General features: G+C 63.6%; 17 protein-coding genes and 2 pseudogenes. 6 read left to right on the top strand and 13 right to left on the bottom strand.

What is annotated here, in order from left to right; translation table 11 throughout:
- Positions 1–86 precede the first annotated feature (86 nt).
- From GT370_RS02245 to GT370_RS02210, 8 genes are all read right to left on the bottom strand, one after another.
- A complete protein-coding gene (locus GT370_RS02245; RefSeq protein ID WP_270183822.1) occupies positions 87–578 on the bottom strand; it encodes a sulfotransferase family protein in 492 nt (163 codons plus the stop codon).
- Entirely contained in the window at positions 569–1,903 is a 1,335-nt protein-coding gene (locus GT370_RS02240; RefSeq protein ID WP_270183821.1) for a tetratricopeptide repeat protein, read from the bottom strand. The genes GT370_RS02245 and GT370_RS02240 overlap by 10 nt, the downstream gene beginning before the upstream one ends.
- 38 nt (positions 1,904–1,941) lie before the next feature.
- Positions 1,942–2,346 (bottom strand): DUF5335 domain-containing protein, encoded by a 405-nt coding sequence (locus GT370_RS02235; RefSeq protein ID WP_008493442.1) that lies wholly within the window; start codon positions 2,344–2,346, stop codon positions 1,942–1,944.
- A gap of 133 nt (positions 2,347–2,479) precedes the next feature.
- A complete protein-coding gene (locus GT370_RS02230; protein WP_270183820.1) occupies positions 2,480–2,812 on the bottom strand; it encodes a c-type cytochrome in 333 nt (110 codons plus the stop codon).
- Complete coding sequence (locus GT370_RS02225) at positions 2,719–3,714, bottom strand: c-type cytochrome (RefSeq protein ID WP_270183819.1); 996 nt, start codon at positions 3,712–3,714, stop codon at positions 2,719–2,721. The genes GT370_RS02230 and GT370_RS02225 overlap by 94 nt, the downstream gene beginning before the upstream one ends.
- An 11-nt stretch (positions 3,715–3,725) precedes the next feature.
- Positions 3,726–5,495: a GMC family oxidoreductase gene (locus tag GT370_RS02220; RefSeq protein WP_008493444.1), complete on the bottom strand. Its 1,770-nt coding sequence runs from the start codon at positions 5,493–5,495 to the stop codon at positions 3,726–3,728.
- Positions 5,496–5,513: 18 nt separating this feature from the next.
- Positions 5,514–6,254 carry a gluconate 2-dehydrogenase subunit 3 family protein gene (locus GT370_RS02215; RefSeq protein ID WP_442865477.1) on the bottom strand — a complete coding sequence of 247 codons (741 nt, stop codon included), beginning with the start codon at positions 6,252–6,254 and terminating at the stop codon, positions 5,514–5,516.
- 321 nt (positions 6,255–6,575) lie between these two features.
- On the bottom strand, positions 6,576–7,460 hold the full coding sequence (locus tag GT370_RS02210) for a DMT family transporter (RefSeq protein WP_008493446.1): 885 nt from the start codon (positions 7,458–7,460) through the stop codon (positions 6,576–6,578).
- 77 nt (positions 7,461–7,537) lie between these two features.
- Between GT370_RS02210 and GT370_RS02205 the strand changes: the two genes are divergently transcribed.
- Positions 7,538–7,849, top strand: a complete 312-nt coding sequence (locus tag GT370_RS02205) for a zinc ribbon domain-containing protein YjdM (RefSeq protein ID WP_008493447.1) — start codon at positions 7,538–7,540, stop codon at positions 7,847–7,849.
- A gap of 244 nt (positions 7,850–8,093) precedes the next feature.
- On the opposite strand, the pseudogene clpA reads toward GT370_RS02205, so the two are convergent.
- The 3 genes and pseudogenes from clpA to GT370_RS02190 form a co-directional block, all read right to left on the bottom strand.
- Positions 8,094–10,435, bottom strand: a pseudogene (gene clpA, locus GT370_RS02200) (ATP-dependent Clp protease ATP-binding subunit ClpA).
- Between the two features lie 149 nt (positions 10,436–10,584).
- Positions 10,585–10,865: pseudogene (gene clpS / locus GT370_RS02195) on the bottom strand (ATP-dependent Clp protease adapter ClpS); the annotation flags it as partial.
- A 321-nt stretch (positions 10,866–11,186) separates the two neighbouring features.
- Positions 11,187–11,720 carry a phasin family protein gene (locus GT370_RS02190; protein WP_008493451.1) on the bottom strand — a complete coding sequence of 178 codons (534 nt, stop codon included), beginning with the start codon at positions 11,718–11,720 and terminating at the stop codon, positions 11,187–11,189.
- A 358-nt stretch (positions 11,721–12,078) separates the two neighbouring features.
- On the opposite strand from GT370_RS02190, the gene GT370_RS02185 reads away from it, so the two are divergent.
- The 5 genes from GT370_RS02185 to GT370_RS02165 are packed head-to-tail and all read left to right on the top strand — an operon-like array spanning position 12,079 to position 15,163.
- The gene (locus GT370_RS02185; RefSeq protein ID WP_240376553.1) at positions 12,079–13,419 is read left to right on the top strand and encodes a D-alanyl-D-alanine carboxypeptidase family protein; all 1,341 of its coding nucleotides are present in this window, start codon (positions 12,079–12,081) and stop codon (positions 13,417–13,419) included.
- A gap of 55 nt (positions 13,420–13,474) precedes the next feature.
- The gene (locus tag GT370_RS02180) at positions 13,475–14,059 is read left to right on the top strand and encodes a DedA family protein (RefSeq protein WP_008493453.1); all 585 of its coding nucleotides are present in this window, start codon (positions 13,475–13,477) and stop codon (positions 14,057–14,059) included.
- Complete coding sequence (locus GT370_RS02175; protein WP_270183818.1) at positions 14,056–14,631, top strand: ATP-grasp domain-containing protein; 576 nt, start codon at positions 14,056–14,058, stop codon at positions 14,629–14,631. The genes GT370_RS02180 and GT370_RS02175 overlap by 4 nt, the downstream gene beginning before the upstream one ends.
- Before the next feature lie 20 nt (positions 14,632–14,651).
- Positions 14,652–14,834, top strand: coding sequence for a hypothetical protein (locus tag GT370_RS02170; protein WP_270183817.1), 183 nt, complete (start codon positions 14,652–14,654; stop codon positions 14,832–14,834).
- Between the two features lie 20 nt (positions 14,835–14,854).
- The gene (locus GT370_RS02165; RefSeq protein ID WP_270183816.1) at positions 14,855–15,163 is read left to right on the top strand and encodes a hypothetical protein; all 309 of its coding nucleotides are present in this window, start codon (positions 14,855–14,857) and stop codon (positions 15,161–15,163) included.
- Between the two features lie 133 nt (positions 15,164–15,296).
- Here GT370_RS02165 and GT370_RS20690 read toward each other — a convergent pair whose 3' ends face one another.
- Both GT370_RS20690 and GT370_RS20685 read right to left on the bottom strand, forming a co-directional pair.
- Positions 15,297–15,713 carry a hypothetical protein gene (locus tag GT370_RS20690; RefSeq protein ID WP_333490007.1) on the bottom strand — a complete coding sequence of 139 codons (417 nt, stop codon included), beginning with the start codon at positions 15,711–15,713 and terminating at the stop codon, positions 15,297–15,299.
- Between the two features lie 2 nt (positions 15,714–15,715).
- Positions 15,716–16,438, bottom strand: coding sequence for a hypothetical protein (locus GT370_RS20685; RefSeq protein ID WP_333490006.1), 723 nt, complete (start codon positions 16,436–16,438; stop codon positions 15,716–15,718).
- Positions 16,439–16,444: the final 6 nt, after the last annotated feature.

The raw sequence follows: 16,444 nt of genomic DNA, 5'->3' as shown, positions 1-16,444 counted from the left end.
CCACCCCTGCGGCGCCATTCCATCGCCGCTGCGCAGCGATGGAACCTTGGGCGCCTGCGCCCCCAAAAACTTTTGCGAACTTGGGGCTATGCCGTTTCGACCTTATAGCCCAGAATCTCGATCGCCGGGCGCAAAATATCCAGCGCTGGCTTGAGATGTTTCAGGTAGGGCCGGTAGCGGTAGCGCGAGCGGTCATACAGCTTCTCCGTCACCTGCGCGTAGGAGGCGGTGCGGGCGTAACGCGTATTGCGCTCAAACGCCAAACAGCGCGGATCGAACTCAACGCCGATGAAGTCCAGGATTTTGCGCACCTGCGCCTCCTGGTCCACCACCATCTCCTCATAGCGCACCGGCAGATAGCGCATCTGCAAATTCGCTTTATAATGCTCGATCAGATTGAAGATCAGCATATAATGCCGGGCCGCGCTCTCCAGCTCGGCGGCGCAGCAATAGCCGTGGGTGAGATAGTTGGAATAGACCGACAAAACCACATCCAGCGGATGCCGGATCACATGCACCAGCGGCGCTTGCGGGAAGAGCAGCGAGATCAGCCCCATATGGGTCTCGTTCAGCGGCATCTTATCCGTGAAAAACCCTGCCTTGTCCTTGAATATCCCGCCTTGGCGGCGCGGCGCAGATAATAATCGCGCAGCTCCTCCAGCCCGTCGCGCTGGTCGCCCATCCACAGTTCGGCCAAAGCCTCTGGATAATTCAGCGGGCTTGCCAAAATGCGCGGCATGATCTGGGTGATGTCGTTGATGAAGGGCAGCTCATCGCCGGCGGCGATCTGTGGATGCACGGAAAGCGTCTGCTCGATCAAGGTCGTGCCCGAGCGGGGGAAGCCGAGAATGAACACCGGCTGCGGCATATCCAAACGCGCCTGCGCCACCGGCAATGTCGCCAGCCGCCGGGCGGAGAAGAATCCCTGCAGCCGCGCCACCAGATCGCCCGCCTGCGCCGCCATATAAGGCCGCGCGCCGAAGGCCAAAGCGCGTTTCTTGCCTTCATCGAAACAGGCGAAGGCCTCGTCATGCAGCCCCATGCGCTCCAGCAGCCGGCCTTTTTCAGAAAGCTCGGACGGCCCCAGCAGGCCGCCGCCCTGCTCCAGCGCGTTCAGCAGCGCCAGCGCCGCCTCATGCTGGCCCAGCCGCGCCAGCACGGTGGCGCGGGTCAGCCGCATCGAGGGTGTGCCGGGAAACAGCCGCTCAGCCTCGTCCAATATTTCCAGCGCCCGCTCGAATTTGCGGTCCGCCTCCTCCATCTTGGCATAGCCGAGATAGGTCTGCTGCACCGGCGGCGGAGAGGCGATGGCGCGCTGATACAGCGCCCGCGCCTCATCGATGCGGCCCTGCGCTTTCAGATTCCAGGCGAGATTGGCCCATGTCACCGGCTCATCGCGCGCGGTCAGCGCCAGCACCTGGCGGTAATGATATTCCCCCACTTGTGGCCGGTTGGCCTCGGTCAGCACCAGCCCCATCAGATTATGCGCCTGGGGGTTTTGCGGGGCGATGCGGATGGTGTTGCGGGCATGGCCTTCAGCCTCGGCCAGGGCGCCTTGCGCCAGCAGCAGCAAGGTGAGGTCGTTGGTGGCCCAGAAATGATTCGGATTCAACGCCACCGCCCGGCGCAGCAGCGCCTCGGCCGCCTTGCTGCGCCCGAGCTGGCGGCAAAGCCGGGCGTGGAGCAGCAGCGCATCCTCGCGCCCCGGAGCGAGTTCCAGAACCTGCAACGCCGCCTGCTCCGCCGCGGCGACGTCGCCGGCGGCAAAATGCGCCTCCGCCTGCGCCATCAAAGGCGAGAGCACGGCATGAGCCGAAGCGGGGGCCAGATCGGCAAAATCCAGGGCGCAGCAGCGCACCCGCCGCAGCCCGGAGCCGCAGTCACAAGGCGTTAGATCCGTCATGCCAACGAGAGTAATAGAGCCTCTCGCCGGCGGCTAGATCATGCCCCCGTCCAAGGGGGCGGGTCGCTGGCCGGGAATGTCTCTTCCCCGGCCTCGTCGATCACCTCGTCCACATCCTTGCCCGCGCGCGGCCAGCGGAAATGCAGCAGGCAGCGCTCACCCTGGGCGTCGGTGATTTCCAGATTTTCCACCCGCCCGTCCTGCGCCTGGGCGTAGGCGCTCGCGGGCGCGTGGATGATATGCTCCAACCCCTGCATCGAAATCACGATGATATCGTTGTGATGGTCGAAGGTGATGCCGTTCACCTTCATCCCTTCCGCCTCCAGCTGGCTGCCCAGCTGCAGCGAGGAAATCCGCAGCTCCACATCGGCCTGCGGCAAGCTCTTGGAAAGCTGATCGAAATAAGCGCCCCATCCGGCGCGGCTTAGCTGTTCTGTCACCATGGTCGTCCCCTTTGCAGTTTGCGTGAGTGACGTTGGGTCAGAGTCTTCACATGGTATCGCCGATGAACGCTGTCCAGGTCAAAAAAACGCCCGGCCGAAGCCGGGCGCTTGCATTCGCCGCAGCCTCTTGGGCTCAGTTGCTCTTGCCGGCGCGGGCCTTGCTCACCTCGTCCGCGCTCACGGCGGGCGCGGCATTGCCCCAGCTATTGCGGACATAGGTGGCCACATCCGCGATCTGCTGATCGCTCAGCAGCCAGCCGAAAGACGGCATCGCCGGGGCAGTCGGCGCGGTGGGGATGCCGACACCATGCCCGCCATGCAGCACAATGCCGATCAGGGTCGCCGGCTTGTCGGCCTGCACCACCGGGCTCTTCACCAGAGCCGGGAAGATGCCCGCCTTGCCCATGCCGCTCCCGGTATGGCAGGCGGCGCATTCATCATTATAGATCTTCGCACCGGCCAGCATCGCCGGATCATTGGCCGCCACCGGGCCGGGGCGGTGCCGCCCGCCCCCGCCTGGGATTTGATATAGACGGCCATCGCCTTCACATCCGCATCCGTCAGCTGCGAGGTGGAGTTCTTCACCGCCTCCGCCATCGGGCCGGAGGCGACGGCGTATTGATTATGGCCGGTCTTCAGATAATCGGCGATATCCTGCACGCTCCAGCTGCCGATGCCGTTCCAGGAGGCGGTGATGTTCGGCGCATTCATGCCGTCCACGATAGAACCCTGGAATTCATGGCCGGTCTCATCGCCGCCCAGCGCGTTTTTCGGCGTATGGCAGGCGGCGCAATGCTCCAGCCCCTGCACCAGATAGGCGCCCCGGTTCCATGCGGCGGACTGGCTGGCATCCGGCTTGAAATCCCCCTTATCGGGGAAGAATAGCAGGTTCCAGCCGATCATCGCGGCGCGGATATTATAGGGGAAGGGCAGCTGATCGGAGACGACCTTATGGTCCACCGGCTGCAGGGTGTTCAGATAGGCGCGGATCGCCAAAATCTGATCATCCGGCACCTTGTTGTAATAGACATAGGGCATCGCCGGGTAGAGATGGCCGCTATGCCCGATCCCCTGCTTCAGCGCCTTGATGAAGTCGGCATCGGACATGTTGCCAATGCCGGTGGCCTTATCCGGGGTGATGTTCGGCGCGATGATCTTGCCGAACGGCGTTTGAATGGCGAGGCCGCCGGCCATCGGCTGGCCGCCAGGGGCGGTGTGGCAGGCCGCGCAATCGCCGGCCGTCGCCAGGTACTTGCCCTGGGCGATGGTCTGCGCGTCGCTTGGCGCGCTCTGCGCCATGGCCAAGCCGGACATCGCGGTGAAACCCAGACCCGCCGCCGCCCGGGTGAGGAAACGCATCTTGCTCATTCTCTCTCTCCTCAGACGTGCAGCAGAGCGCCGGGGCTCTTGATATACTGGTTCACGATCCCGTCGGCGCCGAGATAGGCCTGCGCGCCGACCGTGCCGGTCGGGTTGTAACCATGATTCTGCGGGAACAAGGCGGCCCCGAAGACGAACACGTTCGGCACGTCCCAGCTCTGGCCGTATTTATTGACCACGCTGGTGGAGGGGTCATCACCCATCACCGCGCCGCCGGTATTATGCGTGGACTGGTACACGGTCACCGTATAATTGCCCTTGCGCGGCGCGGCATGGGTGGAAACCGCCCCCATCGCCTTGGCGATCTGCTCCAGCTTCGCGGTGATATAGGCGGACATCTTCAACTCGTTCTGCTTCCAGTCGAAGGTCATGCGCAGCAGCGGGCTGCCATACGGGTCCTTGTAGGTCGGGTCGAGATCCAGATAGCAATCCTTGTAGGAATAAGAGCTGCCCTGGGCGCCCAACCCGTACACGGTCTGGTAGCTCTCCTTCGCCGCCTTCTTCCAGCCCGCACCCCAGCTCGGCTGGCCCGGCATCATCGAAAGCTGCTGGATCGGCCGGCCGCCAGTGACGGTGGCCCCCATATTGCCACCGCCGATGAAGCCGAGGCCGGCATGGTCGAAATTATCGCCGTTGAAATCATCGATGACCATGCCGATGGCGCCGCCAGCGATGAACTTGTTCAGATGGGTGCCCTCGGGCAGCTGCAGCGCCACGCCGGAATCGCACTGATAGGCGTAATTGCGGCCGACCGTGCCCTTGCCGGTCTTGGGATCGTAGATCGTGCCGATGCCCGAGACCATCAGCAGATGCACGGCGTTAAAGGAGAAGTTGCAGACCAGCACCATATCGGCCGGCTGGTACACCTCCTCGCCCTTGGCATCGACATACGTAACGCCGGTGGCCTTCTTGCCGGTATTGTCGAGATTGATGCGGGTGACGTTGCACTTGGTCCGCGCCTCGAAAGTTTTGCGCAGCATCAGCGCCGGCAGCACGCAGGTCTGCGGGCTGGATTTGGAGTAGTTGCCGCAGCCGAAGCGCTCGCAGAAGCCGCAATAGGAGCACTGGCCCATCGTCACGCCGAGCGGGTTGGTATAGCTCTCGGAGAGATTGCCCGAGGGCACATGGAACGGGTGATAGCCCAGGCTCTCGGCCGCCTTGGCGAACAGGCTGGGGCCATAGGTGGGCGTGGTCGGCCTGGTCGGGTATTCGCTGGAGCGCGCGCCCTCGAACGGGTTGCCGCCGGGCTGGATCTGGCCGTTCAGATTCCCGGCCTTGCCGGAAATGCCCGCCAGCTTCTCAAACTTGTCGTAATAGGGCTCCATCTCCTCATAAGTGACGCCCCAATCCTGGATGGTCATGTCATCCGGGATCGCCTTGGCGCCGTAGCGCTGGGTCACGTGCGAGCGCAGCTTGAAATCGGTCGGCAGGAAGCGATAGGTCATCCCGTTCCAGTGCACACCGGCCCCGCCGACGCCATTACCGGGCAGGAAGGAGACGAACTGGCGCACCGGCAGCGCGGTCTGGCTCATATTATTGCGCAGCGTCACCGTGCCCTGGGCTGGACGCTGGAACAGGTCCAGCCGCACGCCATAGCGCAGCTCATCCGGCGCCCAGGCGGGGGGGAAATCGGTCGCGGTGTCGCGCCATTCGCCGCGCTCGATGGCGACGACGTCGAGACCGGCACCGGTCAGTTCATAAGCGAGGATCGAGCCGGTCCAACCGAGTCCGACGATCGCCACATCCTTGCGGGGAAGCGTTTTTACCATGTTTCAGTTCCTCGGGGCTCAGGACCAGTCGGGGTGGGTTTTGATGCCGATCGGCGGCAGCGGATAAGGCTGGTTATATTTGGTCACCCAGTCGCGATAATCATAACGCGCGCCAGGGAAGCCGATCATGCGCCAGCCGGCCATGTCCTTGTTGCCGCCATAGACCGGGTCGGCGAAGAAGCCTTCCTTGGTGTTCTGCCAGAGCATCTGGAAGAACGCCTTGGAGCTGACCTTGTCGAGCTGCAGGGTGCCTTTCTCCATCTGGCCGATCAGCTTGTCCTGCTCGTCCGGTGGGATCTGCGCGAAGCCCTTGCCGGCATAGGCGCCATGGCAATAGGTTTCGAGGGCGGCGATGCTCTTGCGGTAGCGCTGCGCCGGGGTCACCGGGCTCTGGACGCCCTGGCCCGGATAGCCCTCCTGGAAGGGCGGGCTCATATAGAACCAGCTGTCATTGCCGAACGGGCCGGAGAGCTGCCGGTCAATATACACGGTGATGCCCACATCCTTGCCACCCGGGGAGAGGTCGTCGGCGGGGATCAAGCGATCGACCAGCGCGTCGATAACGGCGACTTCTTCCGGGGTGAAATAGGTCCAACCGGCGGGATCGACCGGCTTGGGCGACCCGTTTGCGTTGGCACTCCAGGGCAGAGCGCCGGAATAGGCCTGCGCGCAGCCGATGGTCGGCACGGCGGCCATCAGCGAAACCGACGCAAGCAGGAAACGCCGCCTGGCGATGACGGACTGGTTCAAAGCGAGCACTCCATATTTTTATAGCAGCAAGATCGCGCGCCCCTTACATTAGGTAAGGTTGACACACCTACATAAGCCGGGATCCCGACGGCATGAAAGCCCGGCAGCGAAATGTAACGCAGTGTATTTTTGCAAACAGGCTCAGTCTTTTTTGTGGCTTGACATTAACGTCCGCCGCGTCGCTTCGGTTTGTCCAAAGTCACAACTTTATTTTAAAGGCTGTCCCAGAACTTCATTCGTCTGGCCATTAAGTCGATCCCGAGTCTCTTCGCCTTTTGCCCGTAGCGTTGAAGGTACAAGCCTGAAAGTTTTCCGGGACAGCCCCTTATTTTATAGCAGCGCCCTGCGGCGCGCGGGCCAGAGGGCGGGGCCGAACTGCGCCAGGGCCAGCGCGCCGAACAATAAAGCACAGCCGGCCCAGCCGGTTTCGCTCAGCCGCTCATGCAGCAGCAGGGCCGCGAACAAAGCCGCGAACAGCGATTCCGACATCAGCATCACCGCCGCATCGGTGGCGCCGGTATGGCGCTGGCAGAGCGCCTGCAACAGAAAGGCGACGCCGCCGGAGATGATGCCGCCATAGAGCAGCTGCGGCAGGCAAGCATATATGGCCGCCAGATGCAGCGGCGACATCACCGCCCCTGCCCCGCTCCCCAGCAGCACGCAGGCGGCGGATTGCGCCAGGGCGGCGGCGACCGGCCGGCCGGTATGGCGGGCCACATGCTGCAGCAGCACGATCTGGGCGGCGAAGCCGAAGGCCGAGACGATGATCAGCGCATCGCCGAACCCCAGCCCGCTGATCCGGCCGCCCAGGCACCAGGTTCCGGCCAGCGCCAGCAGCGCCGCGCCCCAGACGGTGGGATGCGCGGCGCGGCGCAGCACAACCATCTCCAGCACCGGCACGAAAATCACATAGAGCCCGGTGAGGAAGCCGGCATGGGTGACGCTGGTAAAGGAGAGCGCCCATTGCTGCAGGAAGGAGGAGATGGCGAAGATCGCCGCCAGCGCCACCAGCCCCATCACCCCGCGCAGTTTCTGGCGGGCGCGCCGCGCCTCCCACAGGCCCAGCGGCAACACGGTCAGGAAGGCCAACGCGAAGCGCAGCCCGGTGAACCAGCCCGGATTGAGCCAGGCCCCCGCCTCGGATTGCGCGACGAAGGCCCCGCCCCAGAGGCAGGCGGCGGTGAGCAGGAGCAGATTGGCAAGCAGGCGTGACATGCCGCCCTTCTTCCAGCCAAATCGTTTCAGGACAAGACAGGCTTTACGCGCCCCCGCCCCGCGCCTAAAGCCAGCGCATGACCAAAATAACCTGCCCGCAATGCAGCCTGGAGGAGACGCATCTCTCCGGCGAGACCCATATTTGTGACGTGTGCGGGTTCGAATGGCCCGCCGAGATCACCGAGGCGGCGGAGGTGATCCGCGATGCCAACGGCACCGTGCTGGCGGCTGGCGATAGCGTGGTGCTGATCAAGGATCTGAAGGTGAAGGGTTCCTCCACCGGGCTGAAGGTGGGCACGAAGCTGAAAAATATCCGGCTGCATAGCGGCGATCATGCGATCGAAGCCGGGGATTATTTCATCAAGCAGGAATTCGTGCGGAAGGCCTGAAGGCCTCCCCCAAAAAAATTGCAGAAGTTTTTTGGTGCCGCTTTTTTTCAAAAAAGCGGCAACAACGTTCGGGGTGGTGGCACCTTCGTTGCCACCCCCCAAACGTTCATGGGGCTTTTTGAAAAAAGCCCCCATCCCTCCGGCGCCTTTCCAACGCTGCTGCGCAGCGTCGGAACCTTTGGCGCCTACGCCCCCAAAAACTTTTGCTCACAAAAAACGGCGCCTCGCGGCGCCGTTTTTCGTCTCAATGTACCTCTTCCGGGGCCTTCTCGTCGTCCCCGTCGCCCTCGGCTTCGGGCTTCGGCAGCGCCAGGGCCGGGGCCTCGGAGATGTCGAAGGCGAGCTTGCCGTCCTTCACGCTCACCTTCACCGCCCCGCCCTTCACCAGCTTGCCGAACAGCAGCTCCTCGGCCAGCGGCTTCTTGATCTGCTCCTGGATCACCCGGCCCAGCGGCCGCGCGCCATAAAGCGGCTCGTAGCCCTGCTCGGCCAGCAGCTCCTTGGCGGCCGAAGACAGCTCGATGGTCACGTTGCGGTCCGCCAGCTGGGCTTCCAGCTGCATCACGAACTTCTCCACCACGCGGCCGACAATCTCCGGCGTCAGCGCCGCGAAGGGGATGATCGCATCCAGACGGTTGCGGAATTCCGGGGTGAAGAGCTTCTTCACCGCTTCCTCATCCTCGCCGATCCGGGTCTGCTTGCCAAAGCCGATGCCCGGCTTCTGCATATCCGCCGCACCCGCATTGGTGGTCATGATCAGGATGACGTTGCGGAAATCCACCTGCTTGCCGTTATGGTCGGTCAGCTTCCCGTGATCCATGATCTGCAACAGGATGTTGAACAGATCCGGATGCGCCTTCTCGATCTCATCGAGCAGCAGCACGCAATGCGGGTGCTGGTCGATCGCATCGGTCAGCATGCCGCCCTGGTCGAACCCGACATAGCCCGGCGGCGCGCCGATCAGGCGCGACACGGAATGCCGCTCCATGTACTCGGACATGTCGAACCGGGTCAGCTCAATGCCCAGCGTGCTCGCCAGCTGCCGCGCCACCTCGGTCTTGCCCACCCGGTCGGGCCGGAGAACAGGTAATTGCCAATCGGCTTCTCCGGGTCGCGCAGCCCGGCCCGGGAGAGCTTCATCGCGGCGGAAAGCGCCTCGATGGCGGCATCCTGGCCGAACACCATGCCCTTCAGATCGCGCTCCAGATGCCGCAGCACCTCCTTGTCGTCATTGGAGACGGACTTGGCCGGAATCCGGGCAATCTTGGAGACCATCTCCTCGACATCCTTCAGAGTCACGGTCTTGCGGCGCTTATTCTCCGGCAGCAGCATCCGCGCCGCCCCCGCCTCGTCGATCACGTCGATCGCCTTATCCGGCAGCTTGCGGTCGTTGATGTACTTCGCGGAAAGCTCCACTGCGGCGCGGATCGCGTCATCGGTGTAGCGGACCTTGTGATGCTTCTCATACGCGACCTTCAGCCCGCGCAGGATCTTCACCGCATCCTCAACCGAGGGCTCGTTCACGTCGATCTTCTGGAAGCGCCGCACCAGCGCGCGGTCCTTCTCGAAATAGTTGCGGAACTCCTTATAGGTGGTGGAGCCGATGCAGCGCAGCGTGCCCTGGGCCAGAGCCGGTTTGAGCAGGTTGGAGGCATCCATCGCCCCGCCGGAGGTGGCCCCGGCGCCGATCACGGTATGGATCTCGTCGATGAACAGGATGGCGCCGGGATTGGCCTCCATCTCAGTCACCACCGCCTTCAGCCTCTCCTCGAAATCACCCCGGTAGCGGGTGCCAGCCAACAACGCGCCCATATCCAGCGCGAAGATGGTGGCGTTCAGCAGCACTTCCGGCACATCTTCATCGATGATGCGCTTGGCCAGCCCTTCCGCGATCGCGGTCTTGCCCACGCCTGGATCGCCCACATAAAGCGGGTTGTTCTTGGTGCGCCGGCACAGGATCTGGATCGTCCGCTCGATCTCGTGCTCACGCCCGATCAGCGGATCGATCTTGCCTTCCTTGGCCTTCTTGTTGAGGTTGACGCAGTAGGTGGAAAGCGCGTCCTGGCCGCGCTTGGCGCTGCCCTTCTCCTCGCGCTCACCCGACTCGTTGGACTCGGAGGAGCCGGTGGGCGGGCGCGGGGCGGATTTGCCCGGGCTCTTGGCGATGCCGTGGGAGATGAAATTCACCGCGTCCAGCCGGGTCATGTCCTGCAGCTGCAGGAAATACACCGCATGGCTCTCGCGCTCGGAGAAGAGCGCGACCAGCACGTTCGCCCCGGTCACCTCATCGCGGCCGGAGGATTGCACATGGATGGCGGCGCGCTGCACCACGCGCTGGAAACCGGCGGTCGGCTTCGGATCGCCGCCGCGATCGGTCGCCAGGCCGGCGAGATCCTTATCCAGGAACTCGGTGAGGTCCTTCTTGATCTTGTCCAGATCCACCCCGCAGGCGCGCAATACCGTCACCGCATCCGCGTCGTCCACGAGGCCGAGGAGCAGATGCTCCAGCGTGGCATATTCGTGTTTCCGGTCGGCGGCCAAGGACAGGGCCCGGTGGAGAGTCTGTTCTAGGTTGCGAGACAGCATGGCTAAACCGTTCTTTCACCCCGATCCACGGGGTCTTAGGTCCGGACATTCACTCTGCCTGTCCGGCTGGCATTGGGTGACTGCAATTCCCGTTTACGCTGTTTTGCAGGGTACAGATTAACATGGGAATGTCATCGTAAATTAAAACGTCACTCTTTCTCAATCGTGCACTGCAGCGGATGCTGGTTCTGGCGCGCCAGATCCATCACCTGGGTCACCTTGGTCTCGGCGACCTCATAGGTATAGACCCCGCACACCCCCACCCGCGGCGATGCACGTGCAGCATAATCTGCGTCGCCTGGTCGCGCGACTTCTGAAAGAATCGCTCCAGCACATGCACGACGAACTCCATCGGCGTGTAATCGTCGTTCAGCATCAGAACCTTGTACATGGTCGGCTTGCGGGTTTTCGGCCGTGGCTTCGCCACGACGCTGGCCCCGGCCCCTCGGTTCCTTTGCGTTTGTCGTTCTCACTCATCAATCACTTACCTTCAGCAAATGCCCGCCGGTGCCACCCAGCCAGACCGCGGGACGCCCTACGCGCGGCATTCGGACCCATCCTGGTTCCAAGCATATCGAAACCACACGCCGCTATGAAAGAGCGTTTTTCCTCAATGTGAAAAACATGGGGTGCTTAACGGCCGCTTTCAGCCCAGGGCGAGATCATGTGACGATACGTTTTTAAACAAAAAAACCGGCCCTAAGGCCGGTTTTTCCCCAAACAGCGCCGCCCAGAGACGGCGGCGACGGGCTTAGTGGAACTTGCCGAAGGTCTCAACCGCGATGGTCAGGCGGGCGGTGAGCGGGGCCATCGCCTGCTCGGCCAGCTTCACGGTGACATCGGCCAGCTTGTTGCTCTCGGACACCGCCTTCTCGACGCTCGCCTTGGCGAAGCCGGTCTGCAGGTCGACAGCTTCCTTGACGGACTTCACGCCCATCAGGGACTTGGAGAACGCGACATTCTCTTCCAGCGTGGCCTTGGAGGCGGCGGCCAGGTGCTTGGAGATGTCCTGGAACCCGGCGGCGTAGATCTGCGAGGCCTTGACGAAGGCTTCCAGGTTGCCCTGGCCGAAAGCCAGCATTTCTTCGGAGGTCTTCACGGCTTTCTCCACGTTTTCCTTGATCTTGGCCTGAGAGGTCTCAAAGCCCTTGGTGGCCTTCTCCATGTTCTCGCGCAGCGCGGACATGGATTTCTCGAACGACTTCACGGAGGCGTCAGCAGCGCCCTCCATGGAGGCGACGGTTGCATCGGCGGCGGCGGCAGTCTTGGTCTTGGTGGCGCTCATCTGGGTTCGGCTCCCGTTAGAATGACGATGTCTGCACAGCTCCAACCGGCGAGCATATTGGCGTTCTTTGCCGCAGTGCAGCAACGGCGTTTTAGCGAAACGAAAACACAACCGTCAAGTGTTTTTTGTGCGGCGCACAATTGTTTGAGGGTGAAATTATTGTCAGAATTTTAATGTTCCGGCCCGCAGTCCCGGCGCCCGCGCCCGGCGCTCCCGGCCGGCGCTGAGACTCACACGGTAAGCCATTCAATTTTTTGTTCTTTCATCGAGAAGATCAGCGTTTATCGCTGGACAGCTCCCTGGCGCCGCGATTAAAACCTTTTCAGAGTCAATCACGGGATGGCGAGGCATGCAGGGTATGAGCAGGAAGCGCGTGGCCATGTGGGCGGTGGCGGGCCTTGGATTGGCCGGCACCTTCTTGCCGGCGGCGGCTTCGGCGCATGAACTGCACAAGCTCAAGCACCATGTGCTGAACCATCATTACGTGCATCATTATGTGCGCCCCGCCGTGCCGGCGCGCAATGTCGCCGACAGCAGCGGCTTCGGCCCGACCTCGCCGGGCATCAGCTCCATTCTCATCGATGCGCGCACCGGCCAGGTGATCTCCGCCAGCGACGCCGATACGCCGCGCTATCCCGCCTCGCTCACCAAGCTGATGACGCTGGATCTCGCCTTCCAGGCGTTGAATGCCGGGCGGATGTCGCTCGACACGCAGATCCCGGTCTCCGAACATGCCGCCTCGGTTGAGCCGGTGAAGCTCGGCCTGCGCCCCGGCAGCACCATTTCCGTGCGCGATGCGATTCTGGCGATGACCACCATGTCCGCCAACGATGCCGCCACCGCTCTGGGTGAATATCTCGGCGGCGGCTCCGAGGCGCGCTGCGCCCAGATGATGACGCTGCGCGCCCACGCGCTGGGCATGGCGCAGACGCAGTTCGCCAACGCCTCCGGCCTGCCCAACCCGAACCAGGTGACCACGGCCCGCGACCTCGCCATGCTGGCGCGCGACATCGTCGAGAATTATCCGCAGTTCCAGACCTTCTTCGAGGTCACCTCGTTCGATTTCCACGGCCGCAAGGTGTTCAGCAATAACGGCATGCTGAAAAGCTATGCCGGCGCCACCGGCATGAAGACCGGCTATACCGATCTCGCCCGGCATAACCTGGTCACCAGCGCCGCGCGCGGCGGCAAGCAGCTGATCGGCGTGGTGCTGCACGAGCCAAGCTGGCCGACCTCTTATCATCAGATGACCGCGATGCTGGATTCGGGCTTTGGCGGTCATGTCGACATGACCCGCGCGATGGTCGCCGCCGCCAGCAACCCGGCGCCTGCGCATATGCAGGCGGCGAAGGTCGAGCGCGTCGCCAGCCGCACCCCCACCCGCGCGGCCCCGCTGCCGGACTCCACCCGGCAGCCCACCGCCACCAAACACTGGGTGGCGCAGCTGGGCCTCTATAAATATGAGAGCAATGCCCGCGTGGCGGCGATGAAGGCGCGCCAGCTGCACGGCCACGGCATCGCGCAGATCCAGCATGTCCGGCGGGACGGCAAGGCGCTCTGGCTGGCCCAGCTCACCGGCCTGACCTATGACGGCGCCCACGATACCTGCCGCGCGATGAAGGCCCATGGCGGGCTGTGTAATGTGCTGCCGCCGCAGGCCGACCATCTGGCGATGCTGAGCGGGCCGGACGGCACCTGACCTACCATCCAGGCCGGTTGCGTCCGGCGAAGAAACAGGGCTAAGGGGCGGGACGATGCCCCTGCCAAGCTTCACCGTCCTGCTGGCCGCCGCCGCGGGCCTCAAATCCCTCCAGGCCGCGACGATCATTTCCGGCACCTTCATCCTGGAAGATGCGGCGACCTTGCTGGCCGCCATGCAGGTGGCCTCCGGCGGCCTCTCTCTGCCGCTGGCGCTGGGCTCGCTCTATGCTGGCATCGTGCTGGGGGATCTCGGGCTCTACGGGCTGGGGCGGCTCTCCGCCACGCATCGCTGGGCGCAGCGCCTGGTGCCGCAGCAAAGGCGGGATCTCGGGCATGATTGGGTGAAAACCAAAGTGGTGCCGCTGGTGCTGGTCAGCCGCTTCGTGCCGGGCCTGCGCCTGCCCACCTATACCACTTTGGGCTTCCTGCGCGCCCCGTTCCTGCCCTTCGCGCTCGCCGCCATCGTCGCCACGCTGGTCTGGACCAGCCTGCTGTTTTACATCTCGCTGCGCCTGGGCGCGCTGATGGCGCATTATCTCGGGATTTGGCGCTGGGCCGGGCTTGGGGTATTCCTGGTCATCATCATCCTTGTCGGCCGCCTGGCGACGAGGCTCTACAACAAAAGGACACCGCAATGAGCGGAGCATCGCTGGCCGGGTCTCTCGGCAAGCTGAAGCAAGGCGGGCGGAAAAGCCCGGTTTCCTTCTTCGAGTTCTGGCCGGACTGGCTGTTCTATGCGCCGGTGGTGGCGTTCTGGGCGCTCAATGCCATCCGCTATCGCAGCATCACCCTGCCCTCGCTCGCCAACCCGCTGATCAATGCCGGCGGCATTTGCGGCGAGTCGAAAAACCAGATCCTCAGCCTCGCCGGTCCCAAGGCCCGGGCCTGGGTGGCGGATTACGCCCCTTTCACCGTCAGCGGCCATGAGGATGCGGATGACCTGCCCCGCGCCAGGCTGGCGATGGCGGAGGCCGGGCTCAGCTACCCGGTGGTGGCCAAGCCGGACATGAGCTGCAACGGCGTCGGCGTCCGGGTGGTGCGCGATGATGCGCAGCTGGCCGATTATCTGCGCCCCTTCCCGCGTGGCGCCGCGCTGCAGTTGCAAAGCCTCGTCAACTATGAAGGCGAGGCCGGGATTTTCTATATCCGCCGCCCCGGCGAGACGAATGGCCGTATCACCTCGGTGACGCTGAAATATCCCCTGTGGTGATCGGCGACGGGCGGCGCAGCGTGAAAGAGCTGATCGCGGCGGATGAGCGGCTGAACGCGATCTCCGCCCTGCTGCTGCGCAAGCTCGGCGCACGCGCCGCCTGCGTGCCGGCGCCGAATGAGCGGGTCGGGCTGGTCTTCGTCGGCAATCATTGCCGCGGTTCCACCTTCAAGGACGGCCTCTCCATCGTCACCCGGCGCTGAGCGCGCGGATCGACGAGATCATGCGCGACATGCCGGAGGTTTATTTCTCCCGCATCGATCTGCGCTTCGACAGCCTTGAGGCGCTGTGCGAGGGGCGGGAGTTCCGCATCATCGAATTCAACGGCGCCGGCTCCGAGGCGACCCATATCTGGGACCCGGAGATGACGCTGAAACAGGCCTATCGGGACCAGTTCTTCCATTATGGCGAGTCTTTTCGCATCGGCGCGCAGGTGCGCGCGCAGGGCCGCCGGCCGATCGGCCCGTGGAAGCTGCTGGCGCTGTGGCAGCAGCAGAAACGGCTGATGCGCGCCTATCCGAGCAACGATTAAGAGCAAAAGTTTTTGGGAGGCGGCCCTTTTTTCAAAAGGGCCGCGAAACGTTTGGGGTGTTGACGGCGTCGGTGCCACCACCCCAGACGTTTTCGCCGCTTTTTTAAAAAAAAGCGGCACCAAAAAACTTTTGCTACCTGTGCGGCTCCGCCGCCATTTCGCCCGCCGCGACAAAAGCACCGCCCGGCCCGGCACGTTCCGGCATCCCCGCCATTTCCAACCTTCGGCGCGGCAGGCTGCCCGGATATTCCCGCACCAGCCAGGTCACCATCGCCTCGCGCACATCGCAGCGCAGATCCCACAGCACCCCGGCATTGCGCGCGCTCACCAGCAGCCGCAGCTCTACCATCGCATTGGGCAGATCCGTCATCTGCACCACCGCCACCTTGCGGTCCCAGCGCGGATTGGCCTCCACCACCTCGCGCAATTTCTGCCGCACCTGCTCCAGCGGCACGCTGTAATCCACATACAGCATCACCGTGCCCATCAGATCCGCCGAGGAATGCGTCCAGTTCTGAAACGGCTGCTCGATGAAATAAGATAGCGGCACGATCAGCCGCCGCAAATCCCAGATGCGAATGACGACATAGGTGGCACCGATCCGCTCGATCCAGCCCCACTCCCCTGCACCACCACCGAATCCTCCAGCCGGATCGGCTGCGTCAGCCCGATCTGAATGCCGGCCAGCAGATTGGAGAGCAACGGCCGCGCCGCCAGCCCCACCACCAACCCCGCCGCCCCGGCCGAGGCAAACAATGACACGCCATATTGCCGCACCGCGCTGCTGGTCATCAGCGCCAGCGACACGGTCAGCAGCACCAGCAGCGTGCGCACCGCCGTGCGCAGAATGCCGACCTGGGTGATCTGCTTGCGCGCCACCAGGTTATTGCTGTCATCCTCGAAATGGATGCGTTTGATATAGAGATCGGCGAACAGCTCCACCGTATTCATCAGCGTCCAGCCGAGCACCAGCACGAAGGCGGCAACCAGCAGATGGCCCAGAATGGAGGAGGGATTATCCGGCAAGGGTGCCAGCGGCAGCACCGCGCTCACCGCCAGCAGCACCAGCAGCGCGCAGGTCGGCCCCTTGGAGCGCGCCATCAGCATCTGCGGGACATTGCCGAACCGCCCGGCAATGCGCGAGAGCCGGGCAAATACCCAGCGACAGAGCGACATCGCCACCAAAGCGGCCAGCACCAGCATCGCCGTCCCCACAACCGGGTCCGGGATGACGTTATAGAGCCAGAGCACGAGTGTCCGCGCGTGATCGATCATGGAGGG

The organism is Acidocella sp. MX-AZ03, from assembly GCF_027626035.1.
Classification (GTDB): Bacteria; Pseudomonadota; Alphaproteobacteria; order Acetobacterales; family Acetobacteraceae; genus Acidocella; species Acidocella facilis.
This window is presented reverse-complemented; position numbering and strand designations above follow the sequence as displayed.

Excerpts from the sequence above, each read along its gene's own strand:
- GT370_RS02245 (WP_270183822.1), bottom strand. The coding sequence starts at position 578 with ATGCCGCTGAACGAGACCCATATGGGGCTGATCTCGCTGCTCTTCCCG.
- GT370_RS02240 (WP_270183821.1), bottom strand. The coding sequence starts at position 1,903 with ATGACGGATCTAACGCCTTGTGACTGCGGCTCCGGGCTGCGGCGGGTG.
- GT370_RS02235 (WP_008493442.1), bottom strand. The coding sequence starts at position 2,346 with ATGGTGACAGAACAGCTAAGCCGCGCCGGATGGGGCGCTTATTTCGAT.
- GT370_RS02230 (WP_270183820.1), bottom strand. The coding sequence starts at position 2,812 with ATGCTGGCCGGTGCGAAGATCTATAATGATGAATGCGCCGCCTGCCAT.
- GT370_RS02225 (WP_270183819.1), bottom strand. The coding sequence starts at position 3,714 with ATGAGCAAGATGCGTTTCCTCACCCGGGCGGCGGCGGGTCTGGGTTTC.
- GT370_RS02220 (WP_008493444.1), bottom strand. The coding sequence starts at position 5,495 with ATGGTAAAAACGCTTCCCCGCAAGGATGTGGCGATCGTCGGACTCGGT.
- GT370_RS02210 (WP_008493446.1), bottom strand. The coding sequence starts at position 7,460 with ATGTCACGCCTGCTTGCCAATCTGCTCCTGCTCACCGCCGCCTGCCTC.
- GT370_RS02205 (WP_008493447.1), top strand. The coding sequence starts at position 7,538 with ATGACCAAAATAACCTGCCCGCAATGCAGCCTGGAGGAGACGCATCTC.
- GT370_RS02190 (WP_008493451.1), bottom strand. The coding sequence starts at position 11,720 with ATGAGCGCCACCAAGACCAAGACTGCCGCCGCCGCCGATGCAACCGTC.
- GT370_RS02185 (WP_240376553.1), top strand. The coding sequence starts at position 12,079 with ATGAGCAGGAAGCGCGTGGCCATGTGGGCGGTGGCGGGCCTTGGATTG.
- GT370_RS02180 (WP_008493453.1), top strand. The coding sequence starts at position 13,475 with ATGCCCCTGCCAAGCTTCACCGTCCTGCTGGCCGCCGCCGCGGGCCTC.
- GT370_RS02175 (WP_270183818.1), top strand. The coding sequence starts at position 14,056 with ATGAGCGGAGCATCGCTGGCCGGGTCTCTCGGCAAGCTGAAGCAAGGC.
- GT370_RS02165 (WP_270183816.1), top strand. The coding sequence starts at position 14,855 with ATGCGCGACATGCCGGAGGTTTATTTCTCCCGCATCGATCTGCGCTTC.
- GT370_RS20685 (WP_333490006.1), bottom strand. The coding sequence starts at position 16,438 with ATGATCGATCACGCGCGGACACTCGTGCTCTGGCTCTATAACGTCATC.